This window comes from Actinomyces minihominis (assembly GCF_900187855.1).
Lineage (GTDB): Bacteria > Actinomycetota > Actinomycetes > Actinomycetales > Actinomycetaceae > Scrofimicrobium > Scrofimicrobium minihominis.
This window is the reverse complement of the sequence record NZ_FYEG01000007.1, coordinates 39,075-58,620: the sequence shown is the minus strand read 5'-3', so window position 1 is coordinate 58,620 and position 19,546 is coordinate 39,075. Positions and strand designations below refer to the sequence as shown.

General features: G+C 61.7%; 19 protein-coding genes. 13 read left to right on the top strand and 6 right to left on the bottom strand.

All coding sequences use genetic code 11. The features are described 5' to 3' along the window. Positions 1 to 45: 45 nt before the first annotated feature. The 3 genes from folP to CS903_RS07590 are packed head-to-tail and all read right to left on the bottom strand — an operon-like array spanning position 46 to position 2,375. Positions 46 to 927 carry a dihydropteroate synthase gene (gene folP / locus CS903_RS07600; protein ID WP_099332953.1) on the bottom strand — a complete coding sequence of 294 codons (882 nt, stop codon included), beginning with the start codon at positions 925 to 927 and terminating at the stop codon, positions 46 to 48. After that, a complete protein-coding gene (locus CS903_RS07595) occupies positions 920 to 1,702 on the bottom strand; it encodes a pyrimidine reductase family protein (protein ID WP_099332952.1) in 783 nt (260 codons plus the stop codon). The genes folP and CS903_RS07595 overlap by 8 nt, the downstream gene beginning before the upstream one ends. Before the next feature lie 13 nt (positions 1,703 to 1,715). Next, positions 1,716 to 2,375 (bottom strand): helix-turn-helix transcriptional regulator, encoded by a 660-nt coding sequence (locus CS903_RS07590; RefSeq protein ID WP_099332951.1) that lies wholly within the window; start codon positions 2,373 to 2,375, stop codon positions 1,716 to 1,718. Between the two features lie 92 nt (positions 2,376 to 2,467). Here CS903_RS07590 and folE point away from each other — a divergent pair, with 92 nt between their 5' ends. The 13 genes from folE to CS903_RS07525 all read left to right on the top strand — a co-directional run bounded on the left by folE (position 2,468) and on the right by CS903_RS07525 (position 14,566). After that, positions 2,468 to 3,154, top strand: coding sequence for a GTP cyclohydrolase I (folE, locus tag CS903_RS07585; protein ID WP_099332986.1), 687 nt, complete (start codon positions 2,468 to 2,470; stop codon positions 3,152 to 3,154). A gap of 37 nt (positions 3,155 to 3,191) precedes the next feature. Beyond that, positions 3,192 to 4,439, top strand: coding sequence for an NAD(P)/FAD-dependent oxidoreductase (locus CS903_RS07580; protein ID WP_099332950.1), 1,248 nt, complete (start codon positions 3,192 to 3,194; stop codon positions 4,437 to 4,439). Between the two features lie 119 nt (positions 4,440 to 4,558). After that, entirely contained in the window at positions 4,559 to 5,500 is a 942-nt protein-coding gene (locus CS903_RS07575; RefSeq protein WP_099332949.1) for a metal ABC transporter substrate-binding protein, read from the top strand. Between the two features lie 80 nt (positions 5,501 to 5,580). Then, entirely contained in the window at positions 5,581 to 6,378 is a 798-nt protein-coding gene (locus CS903_RS07570; protein ID WP_099332948.1) for a DUF1684 domain-containing protein, read from the top strand. After that, on the top strand, positions 6,375 to 6,866 hold the full coding sequence (locus CS903_RS07565; protein WP_099332947.1) for a low molecular weight protein-tyrosine-phosphatase: 492 nt from the start codon (positions 6,375 to 6,377) through the stop codon (positions 6,864 to 6,866). Before CS903_RS07570 ends, CS903_RS07565 begins: the two co-directional genes overlap by 4 nt. 31 nt (positions 6,867 to 6,897) lie before the next feature. Beyond that, positions 6,898 to 7,794: a hemagglutinin gene (locus tag CS903_RS07560; protein ID WP_099332946.1), complete on the top strand. Its 897-nt coding sequence runs from the start codon at positions 6,898 to 6,900 to the stop codon at positions 7,792 to 7,794. A gap of 187 nt (positions 7,795 to 7,981) precedes the next feature. Then, positions 7,982 to 8,467, top strand: coding sequence for a cytochrome c nitrite reductase small subunit (nrfH, locus tag CS903_RS07555; protein ID WP_242491802.1), 486 nt, complete (start codon positions 7,982 to 7,984; stop codon positions 8,465 to 8,467). A gap of 9 nt (positions 8,468 to 8,476) precedes the next feature. Then, entirely contained in the window at positions 8,477 to 9,961 is a 1,485-nt protein-coding gene (locus CS903_RS07550; RefSeq protein WP_242491801.1) for an ammonia-forming cytochrome c nitrite reductase subunit c552, read from the top strand. Continuing rightward, a complete protein-coding gene (locus CS903_RS07545) occupies positions 9,936 to 10,622 on the top strand; it encodes a tetratricopeptide repeat protein (protein WP_164996713.1) in 687 nt (228 codons plus the stop codon). The genes CS903_RS07550 and CS903_RS07545 overlap by 26 nt, the downstream gene beginning before the upstream one ends. Positions 10,623 to 10,634: 12 nt before the next feature. Further along, the gene (locus CS903_RS07540) at positions 10,635 to 11,429 is read left to right on the top strand and encodes a cytochrome c biogenesis CcdA family protein (protein WP_129587629.1); all 795 of its coding nucleotides are present in this window, start codon (positions 10,635 to 10,637) and stop codon (positions 11,427 to 11,429) included. Positions 11,430 to 11,443: 14 nt separating this feature from the next. After that, positions 11,444 to 12,982, top strand: a complete 1,539-nt coding sequence (gene resB / locus CS903_RS07535) for a cytochrome c biogenesis protein ResB (RefSeq protein WP_099332943.1) — start codon at positions 11,444 to 11,446, stop codon at positions 12,980 to 12,982. Next, entirely contained in the window at positions 12,982 to 13,956 is a 975-nt protein-coding gene (gene ccsB, locus CS903_RS07530; protein ID WP_099332942.1) for a c-type cytochrome biogenesis protein CcsB, read from the top strand. Before resB ends, ccsB begins: the two co-directional genes overlap by 1 nt. Beyond that, positions 13,949 to 14,566, top strand: coding sequence for a TlpA family protein disulfide reductase (locus CS903_RS07525; protein WP_099332941.1), 618 nt, complete (start codon positions 13,949 to 13,951; stop codon positions 14,564 to 14,566). Before ccsB ends, CS903_RS07525 begins: the two co-directional genes overlap by 8 nt. A gap of 414 nt (positions 14,567 to 14,980) precedes the next feature. Here CS903_RS07525 and CS903_RS07520 read toward each other — a convergent pair whose 3' ends face one another. The 3 genes from CS903_RS07520 to CS903_RS07510 form a co-directional block, all read right to left on the bottom strand. After that, complete coding sequence (locus CS903_RS07520) at positions 14,981 to 16,105, bottom strand: inositol-3-phosphate synthase (protein ID WP_099332940.1); 1,125 nt, start codon at positions 16,103 to 16,105, stop codon at positions 14,981 to 14,983. A 40-nt stretch (positions 16,106 to 16,145) separates the two neighbouring features. After that, a complete protein-coding gene (locus CS903_RS07515; RefSeq protein WP_099332939.1) occupies positions 16,146 to 16,718 on the bottom strand; it encodes a PadR family transcriptional regulator in 573 nt (190 codons plus the stop codon). Between the two features lie 154 nt (positions 16,719 to 16,872). Next, positions 16,873 to 19,524: a phosphoenolpyruvate carboxylase gene (locus CS903_RS07510; RefSeq protein WP_099332938.1), complete on the bottom strand. Its 2,652-nt coding sequence runs from the start codon at positions 19,522 to 19,524 to the stop codon at positions 16,873 to 16,875. Between the last annotated feature and the right edge of the window lie 22 nt (positions 19,525 to 19,546).

The window sequence follows — 19,546 nt, the reverse complement described above, 5'->3', positions numbered from 1 at the left end:
TGGCTACGTTGCCTTGAAATGGATTGGAACTATCTTAGTTCGCCCCTAGACGTTGTGTGTCGGATGCGTGTTGTGAACCAGTCGCACCGGGGGGCGCCAGCCCAAGATTGCCTCCATCATCACCACGGCATCACGAGTTGCAGGAACGTCGTGCATGCGGACGATCCGTGCGCCCCGATCGATGCAGGCCACCATCGCCGTGATAGAGCCGATCAGTCGGTCCTGTTTCTCTCGATCCAGCGCCTCGCCGATAAAGTCTTTGTTAGAGACGGCCACCAGCAGCGGCAGGCCAAAGTCCGTGAACTCCTCCAAGCGCCGCGTTAGCTCAAGCGTGTGCAGGGTGTTCTTGTCGAGGTCGTGCCCGGGGTCAAGAATGATGTGGTTTCGCGTGACCCCCGCGGCTTCAGCGCGGGCAATGCGGTCCTGGAAGAAGTCGTAAATCGAGCGCACAACGTCCTCGAAGTGGGCTGCCGGCTTCTCTACCCGGGGTGGTCCGACACTGTGGGTGAGGACGACGTGAGCTCCGCTGCGGGCGAGGACCCCAGCCATCTCCGGGTCGCCGAGGCCGCTGGTGTCGTTGATGACGTGGGCTCCGGCTCGCAGTGCCTCCGCAGCGACCGCTGCCCTGTTGGTGTCGACTGAAATGACAATATCGGTGGCTTCAGAGATGGCCTGAACCACGGGCACAACCCGGTCGACCTCTTCGGTGACCGAGACGTGCGGTCCCCGCCCGAAGGGCACCCCGCCGATGTCGACCCAGTCGGCACCCTGCCGCGCCGCCTTGATGGAGGCTTCCACGGCCCGGTCCAGGGCGAAGGTGCTGCCCTGGTCGAAGAAGGAATCCGGGGTGCGGTTGATGACGGCCATGATCGCAATCTGCCGACTGAAGTCGAAGGTTCTCTTTCCAATGGCGTGTTTGCTAAGCATTTCTGTTCTCGACTTCTTTGTCTTTTAGGGATGCGTCCTTGCGGTAGCGCAGGAACAGTTCGCTTCCACTGCGAAGGATTCCCGCTAGCTCCAGGTACTCCGGGGTGGTGGTTTCCGGATGGTGGGAGATTCGGGGAGCATCGCCGCCCTCCAGCGAGGGAGCAACGGTCAGACACAGTTCGTCAACTAGGCCGGCGGTGATGAAGGTACCGAAGAGGGAGGGGCCGCCCTCGCAGTGAATGCGTTTCAGCCCGCGCTGGATGAGGTCGGCTCGGACCATGGCAGGCTCGACGCTGTCCGGCCCCGCGGTGATGACGGTGGCGACTTCTTCCAATTTCGTGCGCTGCTCAGCAGGGGCGTCCTCGACCGTGTAAATCAGCGGGGGTCGTGGGGCACTTCTGAAGATCGGCGAAGTGGGGTCGAGGTCGAGGTGCCGGGTGACGAGGGCGAAGGCGGGGTGGGGATGGAGGCCAAGGTTTTCACGCCAGTGAGCGGCCTCGGCTGATAGCCACATGGCCCCGTAACCCTCGGTTCTTGCGGTCCCAGCCCCGACGAGGACGACATCGGCCCAGCGGCGCAGCAGGTGCAGAATGCGCTGATCGGAAGCATCTCCCAGGCCGCCGGAATGTCGGTTGCGGGTGGCGGCCCCGTCAAGACTGGAGATGAAACCCATGCGCAACCACGGGGTGGTGGGAGGTTCATAGAGGCCGAGGAGGTCGGCATCATTCAACTCGGTTCGCTGGGTGGGCCAGACTTCGTCGATGGTGTTGCTCATGGGAACTCCTGGACTAGGAGGGCGGGTTGATGACCACGCAGCAGTGGTTTTCGTGGGGGGCTAGTTCGGCCCGGGCGGGGTCTTCGCCCGCTCCGGCCAGAACGCCCTCGATAAACGCGCAGTTCAGGGTGCAGACAAGTTCGGTGTGGTCCTGCACCACGCTGTGGAAGGGGCAGTTGTGGAGGACGGTGCGTCCGTCCTCTCCCATCGCGGGTTCGTAACCTGCGGCGGTGAGGGCGACCTGAACTGTGGCGAATTGGGAACCAAGCAACTCTCCCTGCTCTGTTGCCGCAGTACTCAGAATGTCGCGGAAGCCAGGCGTCGGGGTCTTTTCCACCGCGGTGGCAAAAATACTGGCGAGGAGGTCGTAGTTGCGCGGGGGAATGCTGAAGGAAATCTCGCGGGCGCTGCGCTTGTAGAGCTTTTCCGGTCGGCCCGCCCCGGGGCCGCCACGTCCGTTGGTCCGGGCGAAGGAGACTTCAAGCAGACCGGCCTCGGCAAGTTTATCGAGGTGGTAGGCGGCCAGGTTGCGGCTGATCTCAACCCCCTTTGCCACCTGCTTCCGTGAAACGGGCTTGCGGTGGTGCGTGATGAACTCGTAGACGCGCCGCCGGGCTAGGTCGTTGAGCAGACCCAGATCGTCAAGGTTTTCCTGCGGCAGTGCGTAGTTCATGATCAACTCCGTTCTAAAACAAATATACCTTGACTAAACCCCATCTGTCTGCGACTCTAAAGAAAATAAAGGTTGGTTTTAGGGGTGTGGTCATGACTCACGTAACGGCGCATCGCCTGGGGACGGTGACCTCTGTGCCGCCGCTGCGCCAGGCGCAATCGTGGGACTTTCACGATGGGGACGAAACCGATGCGGACCCAATCCGCGTTGAGGTTGAGGACGAGATAGACCTGGCTCAAGCCGAGTGGGCAGCGGGGCAGTTCCTGGATGCTCTGGGACTGTCGCTGGATGCTGAACACCTGCGTGCCACCCCGGGACGAATGGCGAGGGCGTGGGCAGAAATGCTCTCACCCGGCCCCTTCAAACTGACGACCTTTCCCAATGAAGAGGGCTACGACGAGATGGTGGTGGTACGGGACATTCCAGTTCAGTCCCTCTGTGAACACCACATGCTTCCCTTTGCGGGAACGGCTGCGGTTGGCTACCTGCCCGGAGACCGGATCGTTGGAATTTCCAAGTTGGCACGGGTTGTTGAGCACTTTGCCTCAAGCCCCCAGACTCAGGAACGCCTGACCAAGCAGGTTGCAGACTTCCTGGAAGAGAACCTCTCTCCGCGAGCTGTCGGAGTTGTAATTAGCGCTAGTCATTCCTGCATGACCCTGCGGGGAGCCAGGGCCAAGGGGACGAGCACCGTGACCTCAACCCTGCTGGGAGCGCTGAGGAATGACCCAAGTTCGCGGCAGGAGTTTCTAGATCTAACAGGGATTGCCCGGGTGTAACTGTCAACCGGGCTGGAATCGGAAGGAACGAAGCACCATGGACAACCTGGAAAAAGTAGTCATCATCGGTGGGGGCCTGGCCGGTGCGAAAACAGCCGAAGCGCTGCGCAAGAAGGGGTTCGCGGGCACGATTGACCTGGTCGACGGCGAAGATCACCTGCCCTACGAGCGGCCTCCGTTATCTAAGACCTACCTGGCCGGCGAAGAGCCCTTCGAGAAGGCTCTGGTGCACACGGGAGACTGGTACGGGGCCCACGAGGTGACCCTGCACCAGAACAGGCGTGCCACGGGGATTGACATCCAGGCCCGCACCGTCGCCCTCGACGACGGGCAGGTCTTGCCCTACGACAAGCTTGTCCTTGCCACCGGATCTGCGGCCCGACACCTACCCCTGGAGGGGGCGGAGGCGTCAAATGTCCACTACCTGCGCACGGTCGATGACGCAGAGGCTATTCGTGCAACCTTTGGTGTGGGGCGCCGCCTCGTCCTGATTGGTGGAGGCTGGATCGGTCTTGAAGTCGCGGCGGTGGCACGAACTGCCGGGACCGCCGTCACCATTTTGGAGGCCGGGAAGCTGCCGCTGATCCAGGTGGTTGGTGAGGAGGTGGCAGAGGTCTTTGCTAACCTGCACCGCCGCCACGGGGTCGATTTGCGAACGAACGTCAAGGTGGTCGGCATTGAAACCTGCGACGGGATGGCAACCGGGGTGCGCCTTGAGGACGGGGAGGTGGTCGAGGCCGACGCCATCGTGATCGGTATCGGCACGGTGCCCCGGCTCGACCTCGCAGGGGACGCAGGGCTGGCGGTCGACAACGGGGTGCTGGTGGATGCGGAGCTGCGCACCAGTGATCCGGATATCTTCGCGGTGGGGGATATCGCCAACCAGGACCATCCGATTCTGGGTTACCGGGTTCGGGTCGAACACTGGGCCACCGCCCTCAACCAGCCCAAGACGGTTGCCACAACAATCCTGGGGCAGTCCACCCCGTACACAGAGCTGCCCTACTTCTACACCGACCAGTACGGCCGTGAAGGTAACTATGAGCTGTCGTGCGAGTACATCGGACACGTGGCCCAGGGGGTTGAGACGCGCCTGGTGGTCAGAGGTGATCTCGACAGCCTTGAGTTTGTGGCGTTCTGGCTCGACCTCGACAATCATCTTCTGGCGGTGATGCCGGTCAACACCTGGGATGTAATCGACCAGGTCAAGGGGCTGATCGCTGACCGGCGGATGGTGGATCCGGCGAAGTTGGCCAACTCGGAGGTGCCCTACAGCAGCCTGTGAACCGGGTGAGCTTGTGGTGCGCCACATCCTTATTGGCATTCATTCTCACTAAGAGTACGATCGGGGACGCTGACCATTCGGCCCAGCGTTCCCGTTGTAGAGATTAGAAGAGAATCCTCATGGCACTTTCCTGGAAGAAGACGTCGCTGACCGGCGTCGTTGGTATCGCTCTGATAGCTACCGTTCTGGGAGGGTGCGCTGCCGGTGCGGCGGACTCTGCGTCGCAGTCGGAGGTGACCGGAGGGGGCGAACTTCCCGCGGTTGCCGTCAGTGCCTACCCGCTGGCGTTCATTGCCGAGGCCGTCGGGGGCGACCAGGTACAGATTGTGGACCTGTCGACCACGGGCGGCCACGCCCACGACATGGAGCTGGCACCCGCGCAGATCGCCAAGCTATCGAAGGCCTCCCTTGCTCTCTACCTCTCGCAGGGGTTCCAGCCCTCGGTCGAAGCGGCGATTGATCAGACCGGGGTTTCGGCCCTCGATGGTTTCGCGGCTGTGACAGGTCCTGAGGTCATCGACGGTGACCCCCATGTCTGGCTCAACCCGCTCAACGTTGCTGCGATCGGAGAGGCGCTGGCCCAGCAGTTGTCGAAGTCCGATCCGGCCCACGCCGCCACCTATGAGGCGAATGCGGCCGCGCTCAGGGCTGAGATGGAGGAGCTCGACAACGCCTACGCGACCGCCCTGGAGGGCTGCGCGGGCGAGACCATGCTGACCTCCCACGAGGCCTTCGGCTACCTGGCGGCCCGCTACGACCTCGACCAGGTCGGTGTGATGGGGGTGGACCCGGAAGCAGAGCCGTCCCCGGCGCGGTTGCGCGAGGTCAAGAACCTCATCAACGAACGCGGCATCACCGCGATGTTCGTCGAGCCCACCGGTGATCACGACCATGACCATGAGGACTCAGAGAATACCAACAAGATTGCCGCCACCCTCGGGGTGCAGCAGCTGACTCTGGATCCACTTGAGGTGCAGGCCAACCCCGACAAGACCTTGACCGACGTGTTTCGCTCCAACCTTGTGTCCCTGCAACAGGGTTTGACATGCGCGGGTTCATGACCACGATAGACGTCGGCCAACTCCGTTCGGGCCGGGACTGACTAGGCTGTTAGTAAAGACTTCAAAGTTGAGGAGGCGCAATGTCGCACCCGTTCGGGACTGAAAAAAGCTGGAGTGAGTGGAGAGAGCAGCGGGACGCCTCTCTGAAAGAGCCCTACGGCTGGTTCTCTTTGGTTGAGCTGACCTGGCTGGATCAAACTCCGAAGGAACTCAGCAACTTCCCGGGCCTGTGGAGTTCCAGTGAGGACGGGCAGACCATCACCGCTCTAATCACTGAGGAAGACCCCCTGTACCGAGGCGACGAAAAGGTCACCGGAGAGGTGGTCATCGAGGTCGCCCCCGGTGTCACAGACCGGTCCTACCGCGACTCAAAGGGTCGTGAGATCGAGGTGATGTACCGCTTCGGTAAGCCCGGCATCAGGGTCCGAGACCCGCACGCGCCGGCGCTGGAAAATGACTACCGGATCGCCCGTTTTAAGTTCGACCCCAAATGGGTGGTTCGAGGCCGCATGCTGCCCTACGACGAGGTTCGTGAGATTACGGTCGATGCCGCAGTTGAGGGTGGTTCCCACGTCATCAACACCTGGGGTGAGGCCGAGGTGGCACTGCCCAAAGACCGCACCGCAACACTGGTGGTGACGGGAACAGGACCGGAAAAGTCCTCGGTGTACTTCTACGACAAGTCCAGCGGTGACACGACTGCTGGGTGGCGTACGGCCCCACTGTCGGTTGATGGGGAGACCGTGGTGATCGACTTCAACCGCGCCACCATCTTCCCCGCGCACATGAGTCCCTATGGAACCTGTCCCAAGCCACCGGCCTCGAACCGGATTGATGCCCAGGTCAAAGCCGGTGAAAAGAAGGTTGTGAGACCTTGACCTATCGTGTCCTAACCATCTGTACGGGTAACATCTGTCGCTCCCCCATGGCAGAGGTCGTGCTGCAGGCAGTGGCGAATGAGGCCGGTATGGATGTGGAGGTGCAGTCGGCTGCGATTACCGCCTACGAGGTGGGGAATCCCATCGACTACCGCGCTCAGAAGATCCTGCGTGAGGGCGGCTACCAGACTCCGGTGCGGGGTGCCCAGCAGGTCACCAGGTCTGACCTCGCCAGCTACGACCTCGTCCTGCCGATGACCCGCGAACACAAACGCGCACTAGAGCGACTGGCAAAATCTCTTCCTGAGGAAGACCAGCCGGAAATCCGTCTCTGGCGTGAGTTCGCCAGCGACGCGGACTCACGGACCGACCTCGACGTTCCCGACCCCTGGTACGGCGATATCGAGGATTTCGTTGAGACCCTGGAGATTATCGAGGACGCCACTGACGGCCTCCTCGAGCACATGCGCAACGATCTTGGCCGCTAGAAACTCTCGGGGGCGCCGTCGAGGGCGAGGGGTGCTGCTTCTAGCACTCCTCCTCTTCGCGGCGTTCTTCATCGCCCTCGTCTTCAAGGTGGGAAGCACCTGGCTGGGCGGAATGAACACGGTCGATAACGGGGCGGGCGAACTGGCTGAAGTGGTGCCGTTTGAACCGGAACCGATGACGCCACCCCTCAGCTATGAGGGGTTTAACCCCGCGAATATCATCTCCGATGAGAAGTTTTTCGACACCGAAGCCTACAGCCTGGAGCAGATCGAGGGCTTCCTACTGCAGTGGAATCAGGGCTGTCGCACCGGATCCGACGGCACCCCCTGCATCACGGAGTATCGCGAGGACAGCCCCACCTTCGCGGCAGATGACTACTGCTTCTCGTTCGAGGGAGAGGCGGGGGACAGTGCGGCCTCCATCATTTGGAAGGCCGCCCACGCCTGCAATATCAATCCCCAGGTCCTGCTGACCACCCTGCAGAAAGAGCAGGGCCTCATCACGGCTTCAGGACACCGCCTGAACGAAACCCGCTACACCATCGCCATGGGATTTGCGTGCCCCGACTCATCCAACTGTGACCCCACCTACTTTGGTTTCGCCACTCAGGTTTACTATGCGGCACGCCAGTTCCGCGTCTACCAGCAGAAACCAGAGATGTTCATGACAGATGCCCAGCGGGAGGACTTCATCCCCTACGCTCCGGGTGCCGATTGCGGTGGTTCCACAGTGTTCGTTGAGAATCAGGCGACCTCGAACCTCTACAACTACACCCCCTACCAGCCGAATGAGGGCGTATTTACGGGACGGACGAACTCCTGCTCCTCGGTGGGCAACGCCAACTTCTACGCCTATTTCAACGCCTGGTTTGGTACGCCGGAGATTGCCATGGCCTCTGCTTTGCCGCCGACCCAGTCGGCTGGCTAGAGCTGTGACACCTGTCGCGTAGACCTGGGCAATTGGTCCCAAAATAGGCCCGCTGTTACCAGGCTGTGACACCCTCGTAGAGGTTGACTCCCACGGAGCCCCTCGGGCGCCCCCGCGCTCTCGTTAGTCTGAAGGGGACAGAAGAGCAAGATGCTGCCAGGCATTGGTGACGACAGCAGGGGCCCTCATGGAACAGTTGGCGAAACGCCCGGTTCGGCGCAGCGGCGTGGTCCTCTGGGTTGTAGCAGCAGTTCTGGTTGGCGGTGCCATCGGACTGGCGGCCTACACGTTCATCTTCGCCAAGGGTTTCTCATACTTTTCCTCCAATCCAGAATCGTGCGCCAACTGCCACGTCATGGAGCCCTACCTAGACTCTTGGGCAGCTGGACCGCACCAGCCTTTCGCAACTTGCAATGACTGCCACGTTCCCCACGAGAACATGGTTGCCAAGTACGCCATCAAGGCAGAGAACGGCTTCATGCACGCCCTCAAGTTCACCACCGGTGACTTCCCGGAGAACATTGAAGCCCGTTCGAACACCACCAACATCACCAACCGTGCCTGCCTCTACTGCCACGAGCAGGTCACGGCCGACATCCGCCACCCGGTCGTCTTTGGGGCCGATAAAGAGTTTGATTGCGTTCGCTGCCATTCCGGCGTCGGACATGACTAGGAGAAAGCAGTGAGCGAGAAGAAGGCAGCCAAAGGCGCCAGCACCATTCAAATCAAACCCATCTGGGTCGTTCTGATCATCGCCGCCGCAATCGCGGTGACCTTTACGATCACCGCTCTCCTCATGAGCATCCTGCAGCACCAGCAGGAAAGTGCCACCTCCCCGGCCAAGGTCACCCCGCTTACCGCGGAGAACATGTATGACCCGGCCGCCTGGGGACAGAACTTCCCCAGCCAGTACGAAGGGTGGCTGGCGACCGAAGAGTTCACCCCCGCCAACCACAGCCAGGAACTGGTGGAACACGATGTTGAGGGCGATCCCCGCACCGAGGTGACAGCAGACAAGACGGTGGAGGATCCTCGGCTTAAAGTCCTCTGGGCGGGCTACCCCTTTGCCACGGAGTACCGTCACGCTCGCGGTCACGCCTACATGACCCTTGACCAGGCCTTCACGCGCCGCCAGCTTGAGTTCAATCAGCCTGGTACCTGCATTAACTGCCACGCCTCGATGGTGGGAATCTATGAGGAACTGGGTGATGGCAACGTTGAGGAAGGCTTCCTCAAACTCGGCACTATGCCACTGCCAGAGGTCCTCCCCATGGCGGAACATCCCGTCTCCTGTATCGACTGCCATAACCCCGACACGATGGAGTTGCGCATTACACGCCCTGCTTTTGAAACCGGCATCGCCAAGGTCAAACTGTATGAGGAGGGCATAGAGAACTACGACGTCAACCGGGACGCCACCCGCAATGAGATGCGCTCCTACGTCTGCGCCCAGTGCCACGTTGAGTACTACTTTGCCGGTGAAGATAAGGTTCTGGTCTTCCCCTGGTCCAACGGCCTCGATATTGATGGAATTTGGGAAACCTACCAGGAAAACGGGCATGTTGACTGGATCCACGCGGACACCGGAGCCGAGGTTCTGAAGGCCCAGCACCCCGAGTTCGATGTCTGGTCGCAGGGTGTTCACGCAGCCAACGGGGTTTCCTGCTCCGACTGCCATATGCCCTACCAGCGTGAGGGATCCGGAAAGATCTCCAACCACCAGATCACCTCACCGGTGGCGAACTACAATGCCGCTTGCGGTGCCTGCCACGACACGCGCGGAGACACGCTGAAGAACAGGGTCGACGATATCCAGTCCCGGTTTGTCGCCTCCCGTGATATCGCCCTGGATGCCGTGGTCGCCCTCATCAAGGACCTGACGGCAGCCCAGAATGATGGTACGCCTGAGGAGTACCTGGAGAATGCCCGGATGTTCCAGAACAAAGCGTCGTTCTACGTCGACTACCTCTACTCGGAGAACTCCTACGGCTTCCACGCCCCCGACTACTCCCAGCGTGTCCTCAACCAGTCCCTCGATGCAGCACGCAAGGGTCAGCTGGTGCTGCGCGGGGTGCCGATGTCAGAGCTAGAGGCCTCAGATGTCTCGGTTTCCAACGCGGCCCACGGTTCCACTTCGACAGATGCTGCAACGAGTTCAGATGAGTAGAGAGCACGGGCCGAATACGACGGATGACATTGAGGAGGACTTCTACGATGACCTCGAGGACGATGACGATATCTTCTCTCGTCCTCGGGCTAAGTCCCCCAAAACCGAGGCAGCGGGTGGGGTGGGTGACGAGGCTCCGAAGAGGATCCGCTACACCCAGCTGCCGCTGAGCCTGAGGGTGGGCATAATCATCGCCCTCATCATCGGCATCGTCGGGGGCATCTATGTCGGCAGCCAGTCCCTTGGGGGCGGCCAGCAGTACCCGGACGGTCACCCCGATGTTTCCCAGATGGGGTCGGGCCAGCAGAAGGGGTCTTCGGTAGAAGGACTGGCTGAACTGGTTGCAGCCGTTGAACTGGACCCCACCGATGTTGATGCCCGCCTGGCCCTGGGGGTGCAGTACTTCAACAGCCGGAACCTGGACGGCGCCGCGGAGCAGTGGCGTGAGGTCATCGAGCTGGACCCGGAGAATGTGGCTGCCTGGTACAACATGGGGTACTACTACATGTCCCAGGAACCGGTTGATGAAGCTGGAGCACAGGAGGCCTGGGCACGGGTTATCGAAATTGACCCCGAATCGACCGAGGCCGCCGCGATCAGCCAGCACATGACAGAGTTTGAAACCGAGCAGACCTCGACCGAGTCGATGGACGGGAACTAGCCTGTGGAGTCCGTGACGCTACCCATTGCATTTCTGGCGGGGGTGATTGCTTTCGCCTCCCCCTGCTTCCTACCAATCGTGCCGGTGTTCGTGGGATACCTGGCCGGAGGTATGGCAGAGGAACGCGTCAAGATTCCGGCCCTGGTGGGAGCGGGACGGCCTGATCGGGATGGATTTATCCGCTCGGCCCCGGCGCCAAGGGCAGCGGGCGGAAAAGGGGTAACAGGGGCGCGCAGAGTTTCTCCGCTGGTCAACACCGTGGCCTTCATCCTGGGCTTCACCGTGGTGTTCGTGGCGCTATGGGGGGCTCTGACCGCCCTCGGGGCCGCCCTGGCGGGGCTGCGAACCGCGGTGAGGATCGGCGGTGGGATCATCCTGATTCTGCTGGGCCTCTACTCCCTGGGTTTCCTCCGTCTGGGTTCCAAGGCGGATCAGGCAGCCGTCCTCGGACGGATTGACCTGACCGCACCACCCAGCCCGGCACGTTCGGCTGCGATCGGGGTTGCTTTCGCGGCGGGCCTGTCACCGTGTGTTGGTCCCGTCCTCGGCGTCATCATCGGCATGTCGATGAACAGTGAAACTGCGGCCGGGGGACTGGCACTGATGGTGACCTTCTGCCTCGGCCTCGGGGCTCCCATGCTGCTGCTTGCCCTGGGGGTTCATGGCGTCACGGCACGCCTGGGTGGCCTCGCGAAGTATGGCCCCACCATCCGCGTCATCAGCGGGATTCTGCTGCTGATCCTCGGATTCTTGATGATTACTGACCTGCTGGCCCCTCTCAGTGGCCTGACATTTGGAAGCCTCTAGGGAGAAGGAAAAAGATGACACAGGGTGAACGTGGACCCTCTGGAGACGGAGTGGGTGAGGGAGCCGTCCTCACCGATACGGTGGGCCATGAAGACGCCAAACACCAGGACCGGGCCGATGTCGGAGTCCTGGAAATCTTCCGGTGGATCTACCGCTTCTTCTACTCGAAAACGGTCGGGCTGGTCCTGATTCTGCTGCTGGCCTTCTACGCGGTCATCGGCTCACTGGTAGTTCAGGCAGCGCCGGGGACCTTCTCGGATCCGGCAGCCAAGCAGGCCTTCTTGGCGCAGGTGGGACCCAACTACGGGGCCTTTGCAGGAATCCTCAATGGCCTGGGTTTCTTCCACGCCTATACTTCCATCGGTTTCTACATCGTCGTCACCATGCTGGGACTCAGCGTGGCGGCCTGCACCACCCACCGCATTCCGGAGCTGGTGCGCCGCTCCAAGCAGCCTCGAGTCCACGTCGCCAAACGCTTCTTTGACCGGGCCCGTTACCGCGCCACGGTGGTGGCGCCGGCCTCAACCGAAGTTTCGCTTCAGACCGCCGAGGACGTGCTGCGGGAGAACCGCTTCCGTGTTCTACCGGACCCCCGCGATCCGCACTCGGTCTACGGAGACCGCTACTCCTGGTCCGGGATCGGCACCGTCCTCGCCCACACGGCCTTCATCATCATCCTGGCGGCCTTCGTCATCAGCTCCACCTGGGGAATCGACGACCTCAAGTCGGTACCGGTGGGTGGCTCCGTCGAGGTCGGGCACGGTTCTGACCTGGTTCTGACGGCACACTCATTCGCCGACTCCTACACGGAGGACGGGCGCCCGGCCGACTACGTTTCTGAACTGGAGATCTCTGAGGGCGGCGAGGTGGTGGCGACCCAGGAGGTGCGGGTCAACTCTCCCCTCAGCTACGGCGGCTTCCGCTTCCATCAGCAGAGCTTCGGTATTGCAGCTGATTTCCTGATCAGGGACATGGACGGATCCGACCTGTTCGAGGGCGCCATCCCGCTGCAGTGGACCTCGGCTGACGGCCTCAACGCGGTGGGTCGCATTGAGATCCCTGAGAAGAACCTTGAGGTCATTGTTGCCACAGCCGCCTCGGGCCAGCCGAACTCAAGCATTCTCGTCGGCATGGCTGCGGTTGAGCTGTACGCCCTCGACACGGAGCAACCGATTGCGGCCACGCAGCTGACGCAGGGTGACTCCGAGCTGGTGGGCTCATACGAGGTGACCTTTGAACGGGAGAACCAGTTCACCGGGATTCTGGTCCGCAAGGATCCGGGGGCGATCTGGATGTGGATCGGCTCCATCATGCTGGTGGTGGGCATGTGCATCACCTTCATGTTCCAGTACCGCAGGATCTGGGTGCGGGTTGAACCCGGCTCGGAGACTGGGGGCGGGACAGCGGTGCGCTTCGGGGGGATTTCCCGCCTGGATGCCTCCTACCAGCGCATGTTTGAACGCATCGTCGAATCCGTTGCGGACGACCTTGCCGCCACCACCGATATCGAAATGGGTCCGAACGGTCCCGATAGTGAAGACGAGGAAGTCTGATGAACAACACAGTTGAAATGGCAGAGTACCTTCTGCTGGCAGCGCTGATTTTCGTGGTCCTGGCGCTGATTGCGGACCTGGTGGTGGTGTCGACGCGCACGACCGCCAAGACTCGTAGCAGGGCTCAGGCGGCTTCGACCCGCCAGGTGGTGACCAGTGGCGGCCCGGCCGGGGCAGATGTCTCTCCCCCGGCAGCCCCCGGAGGGGGCGAGGTCGGGAGAGGTGCAAAGGCCCGTCGTAGACCGGCCCGTGGTCTCCCCAAAGGCCTAGCCCTCTACGGAACCGGCTTCACCTTCATCGCCACCGTCCTCGTCCTCATCTACCTGGTGATCAGGATGTCGGTCACTGGCTACGGCCCCTTCGCGAACCAGCACGAGTTCGCGGTCTCCTTCGTGTTCGGCATCCTCGCGGTTTACCTGGTTTTTGAGTACATGTACCAGGTGCGGGCGCTCTCGCTGGTGGTGCTGCCGGTGGCAGGGGCGATGCTGCTCTACTCGATGGGACAGGACACCCAGGTTGAACCGTTGATTCCGGCGCTGCAGAACAACCTCATGCTGACCCTGCACGTCGGCTTCGCCATCGTTGCCTACGGAGCTGCCTGTGTGTCATTCGGGGCGGCCGTTGGGTTCCTCGCCTACCCGTGGCTGTCACGCAAACTGAAGCACCTGCCAGCCCGCGACCTCTTCGACGACATCGGCTACAAGGCTGCGACCCTGACCTTCCCGTTGCTGACGGTGATGATCGTGCTCGGGGCACTGTGGGCCAACACGGCCTGGGGCCGCTACTGGGGTTGGGACCCGAAGGAAACCGCCGCACTGGTGACCTGGCTGGTCTATGGTGCCTACCTGCACGCCCGGGTGACACGAGGTTGGCGTGGTGAACGGTCTGCGTGGCTGCTCGTCCTCGGCTTCCTCTCCGTCCTCTTCGCCTACTTTGGCAACCACTTCTTTGGTGGGTTGCATTCCTATGCCTGATTCGGCTTCTGTGCCCTCCTCCCGGTGGAGGAGGTTCCAGCTCTCCACCTTAGGCAACGTCGTCGTCTTGGCGCTGGTGGTGGTGGCGGTGCTGGTGACCATGTGGATTATCAGCGCTGCCCGCGACGGCGGTTCCACGGGTGGGGCCATGTCGGGTGCCAGTCCCGTGGAGGTGCCGGCATCGACCCAGAAACTCCCCTCGGTCGGAGAGGCGGTCCCCGAGGTGAGCGCGGTCGACCTGGCGGGAGAGCGGGTGCAAGTCGGCGGCAATCAAGGGAAGCCGATGTGGCTGTCCTTCAATGCCACCTGGTGTTCGAACTGCCGAGCAGAAATGCCTGATATCCAATCCATGTTTGAGCAGTACGGTGAGGACGTTGCGTTCGCCGCCGTCTATGTCGGCGAGGGCGACGGGGTGGTGAGCGGCTTCGTGGAGCGGCTCGACCTAACCTTCCCCCAGATCGCAGACATTGAGCGAGAAATCGCCTCTGTCTTCGGGGTGGTGGGGCTGCCCAGCCACTTCTTCATTGATGCCCAGGGCAACCTGGCTGCAACCCACGTCGGCGTTCTCAGTGAAAAAATGATGAAAGAAAAACTCGACGCGCTGGGCTAGCCGACACACTTGAGCCTGCATCCGGGCTGGCACCTGAAGCAGTGCCTACACACTCGCGTGTGCCTGCACTTGCGATTGGGCTTCCCCCTGTGCTCGCGCACAAAGTCTTGCCTGCACCCACGTCTGGGTGAGAGTTCCTGCGCATCTTGGCTCTTCGCAGGTGCCGTGGTCCTCCGCAGGTGGCAATTCCGGCTGTTTCGGGTCCGAAAACACCCCTGCGAAGGACCGGGGCACCTGCGGAGGACCACGGCGAGCTCAGAGTGGAGGTTTGGGAGTAGAACCAGAGCATGTTCCGGGAACGGCCGCACCTCTAGAGGACCGTGGCACCTGCGCAGGTAGAGCAAAGGGGCGCTTCCATACGATGGAAGCGCCCCCCTGTCAGCGAAGAGATGCGAGCTGGGCTAGGCCAGAACCTTAGTCCTCGATTTCGGCGGTCTGTGCGGGACCACCGGTCTTCGGCTTGGTGTTAGGTGCACCGGCGATGAAGGCGTCAACCTTCTCACGGGCAACCTTGTCGACCATCTGGATGGGCGGCGACTTCATGAAGTAAGCGGACGGTGCCCACAGCGGACCACCGATTCCACGGTCAAGAGCAATCTTGGCTGCGCGGATGGCGTCGATGACGATACCTGCTGAGTTGGGGGAGTCCCAGACCTCAAGCTTGTACTCCATCTGGATCGGAACATCACCGAAGGTGGTGCCCTCAATGCGCACGAAGGCGAACTTGCGGTCATCGAGCCACGGCACGTAGTCTGAAGGACCAACGTGAACGTCGCGCTCGTTGACCTCTGACTTCATGTTCGAGGTGACAGCCTGGGTCTTCGAGATCTTCTTCGACTCAAGGCGTGAACGCTGCAGCATGTTCTTGAAGTCCATGTTGCCACCAACGTTGAGCTGGTAGGTGCGGTCAATCTTGACGCCGCGCTCTTCCATCAGGCGAACGATGTCACGGTGCGAAATGGTGGCACCGAACTGGCTCTTGATATCGTCACCGACAATCGGCACGCCAGCATCCTCGAACTTCTTAGCCCAAACCGGGTCGGAAGCGATGAAGACGGGCAGGCAGTTGACAAAGCCACAGCCGGCGTCGATAGCGGCCTGGGCGTAGAAGCGGTCGGCCTCTTCTGAACCAACGGGAAGGTAGGAGACGAGGACGTCAACCTTGGCTTCCTTCAGAGCGGCGACAACGTCGACAGGCTCTGCGTCCGACTGCACGATGGTGTCCGAGTAGAACTCACCGATACCGTCGAGGGTTGGGGCACGCTGAACGGTGACGCCGGACAGGGGCACCTCCGAGAACTCAACGGTGCAGTTCTGGCCCGAGAAGATGGCTTCGGACAGGTCCTTGCCAACCTTGTCTTCGTCCACGTCGAACGCGGCTACGAACTCGACGTCGTCGATGTCGTAGTCACCAAACTGGACGTGCATGATGCCCGGAATGCGATCTTCCGGCTTGGCATCCTTGTAGTACTCAACTCCCTGGACGAGGGAGGACGCGCAGTTGCCCACGCCTACGATCGCAACGCGAATCTTGCTCATTCGGTTTCCTTTTACTGGTGACAAGCCGGAGCCGGTCAACTTATTTACCTGGTACTTCTTCGGGCCCACCCTGCACCGGCGGCTTCGGACCGTCAGAGTGGATGAGATGGTTCAGCCAGTCAAGTTCGCTTTGAGCCTGCTGACTATCTAGTTCCGCCTTGGAGCGAATCCAGAAATCCTGTGATTCCTTGGCCTCTTTACCCGCCTCTTGGCGCGCCAAAACCTGCTCGCGTCGTTCTTTGAGGAGGGCGAGTTGGGTTGCCGGAGTTGCCTTCGACATGAGGCCAATTGTGAGAGGAAGAGAGTCGTCGTCCACGTCAGCTGTTGCCAGCTGAGCCGTGAGGTATTCCTGCCCGACCGCGGTGATCTGGTAGGTGACCTGCTTGCGGGTCGAGGACGTCGACTCAGTTCCTGTCTTTGCTGGCATACGAGGACCGGGAGACGTGGGGGAAGTGACGCGGATGAGTCCGCGTTCTTCCAGGCGGTGCAGCGCGGGATACAGCGAGCCGAACGAGAGTCGACGCACCGGCCCCAGGCTGCGGGAAAGCCTCTTGCGAAGCTCGTAGCCGTGAAGCGGGTACTGGAGTTCGCCGAGAATGGCTAACTCAAGCATGCTTCCACGAACACCCAAAAAAGATCCCTGGCCTATCTGAAATATGTCACCACGATGTATCGCGGTGCTACATCCAGAACACTACCAAAACATATCGGTTCGATACGTCCATTTACGGTAGCTTAGGGACATCTACCTGTGACGTTCATCCCGCTTACCCTGTGTTCTGCAGGGCGGCTGAGACCCCGGAGACAGAGAGAAGCAGCAGGTGCTCCCAATCGGTGGTGTCCGGACCTTCCTCATCATCGCGGCGCAGAGCCCGAAGGGCGCGCAGCTGCAACAGCGAGAGGGCATCGACGTAGGGGCTACGTAGTTTGACGGCGGTCTGCAGGGCCGGGCGGTTGGAAAGCAGTTCGTCCTCGCCGACCGTGCGGGCCAGCCAGAGGCGGGTGCGTTCCATTTCTTCCAGGATCAGTTCGGTGAGGTCTTCACGGTCGCCAAGTTCCAGGTACTCGCGCGCGATGCGGGCGTCCGCTTTGGCAAGACTCATGGCCACGTTGTCGACCACGGTCTGCAGCAGGGGCCATTCGCGGTAGGCGCGCTGAAGGAGCTCGATGTCTCCAACTGCCTCAAGTGCGGTGCCGAGGCCGTACCATCCGGCCAGGTTGATGCGGGCCTGGGACCAGGCAAAGACCCAGGGGATGGCCCGCAGGTCCTCAAGTGACTCAACCGAAAGTCCGCGCCTCGCCGGCCTCGAACCAAGTTGCAGGTGACCGACTTCTTCCATCGGGGTCACGGTGGCAAACCACGGGGCGAACCCGGGGGCTTTGACCAGCGCGTCAAAGTGCTCGCGTGAGGTGGTACTGAGGATCTCAGAGATCTCGGCATACCTGTTGGCCGCCTCGATATTCCTCTTCTCAACCGAGGGGGCCACGGCCATCAGGGTCGCGCCCGCAACCTGGTCGATGTGGCGCATGGCGATGGTGGGGTCACCGTAGCGCGCAAAGACGGTTTCGCCCTGTTCGGTCAGTTTGAAGCGACCGTCGACGGAGTGGGGTGGCTGGGCCAGGATGGCGGTGTTGGTCGGGCCACCCCCGCGTCCCAGGGTGCCGCCGCGGCCATGGAAAAGCGTCAGTTCGAAGCCGTGGTCCAGCGCCCACTGGGTGATCTGAGCCTGCGCCTGGTAAAGGGCGAGGTTCGCAGCCAGGGGGCCGACGTCCTTGGAAGAATCGGAGTAACCCAGCATGACCTCGATCTTTCCGCCGCGCTGCTCAAGACTGCGGGCGAGGTCGGGGTTGGTCAACGCCTCCTCGAGGATCCGCGGAGCATTGCGCAGGTCCTCGAAGGTTTCGAACAGGGGAATGACGTTGAGGACGGGTTCGGCACCGGAGTAGCGTGCCAGTTCGTAAACCGCGCCCAGGTCGTTGGCCGACTGGGTGAACGAGACGATGTATCGCCCCGCCGCCCTCGGCCCGTAGCGGTGCTGCAGCTGGGCAATCGCGCGGAAGACCTCAAGGAGCTCTTCGGTTTCTGGAGTGGCCTCGTCACCGCGGCGCAGGGCCTCGAGGTTGCGGGCGTGAACTGCAGAGTGTTGCCGAACCTCAAGTTCAGCCAGGTGGAACCCAAAGGTCTCGACCTGCCAGATCAGGGTCTGCAGGTCACCATAGGCCTGTCGTGGGGCACCGGCCTGAAGCAGAGAGTCCTGAACTACTCGCAGTTCAGCAAGTAGTTCGCCAGGGTCTGAGTAACCGAGGTCGGCGTGGCGGGCCCGGGTGGCAGAAATGCGGCGGGCCACCAGGGTCAGCACCTGCTTGTGTGGTTCGTTGGGGGCGCGAACCGTGGCATCGGATGCCCCGTCCTCATCTGCCGCCGCCATCTGTAACCAAAGTCGGATCAGGGTGTCTGAGGCAGGGGTGGCATCGGAGTCCAACGTGACTGTGCGGGCAAGTTGGTCAGCGGAACCCTCTAGGCCACGCAGAATGTGGTCGGAGGCAATTGCCATTGACTTCTTGGTGACAGAGGCGGTGACAAACGGATTGCCGTCACGGTCCCCACCGACCCAGGTGCCCAGGCGCATAAAGGCGGGCACAACCGGAGCCCTCAGACCCGAAGCAGGACCCTGCAGCGCATCGTCAACGTAGCGGTACATGTTGGGGATGGTTTCAAACAGGGTGGTATCGAAGATGGCCATGATCGACCGCACTTCATCCTCGGGCCGCGGCCTGGTGGTCCGAATCGGTGAGGTGCGGTAGAGGGTGTCGATCTCAGCGAGAAGTCCGCGCGTGATCCTGCGCTGGGCCGCAGCATCAGTTGCCGCCGCATCGCGCTCAGTGAGCAGTTCAGCAAGGCGGCGAATGCTTGAGGACACGGCACGACGCCGCGCCTCGGTGGGGTGCGCGGTGAAGACCGGGTGGAAGCGCAGTTTCGCAAAGCGTCGTGCGGCTTCGTCCTCACCAATCTCATCGGATAGCTTCACAAATGCTTTGGGAAGGGTATCGGTATCAGCTTCTATTTCTGCACGCCCGTCACGCACCCCCCGTACCCTCTGCTGTTCCTCCGCCAGGTTCACCAGGTGGAAGTAGACGGTGAAGGCACGCGCCACCTCATCTGCCCTCTGCACCGAGAACGAGTCGGCGATGCGGGTGGCTTCCTCGAATGTCTCCGGTGAATGATCACGGTAGGCCCGGATAGTGGCGTGGCGCAGACGCTCGACGTCCTCGAGCAATCCCGGGGAACCACTCTCTTGCAGAATCTGCCCCAGCAGGGTGGAAAGCACGCGGACATCGGCCCGGAGCTGGCCTGCAATCTCGTGCTCAACCTCCGGGCTCTCCTCGGTCGGCAGGGCGGTAATGCTGGTATCTGACATGTTGCAACACTAACCGGGACCA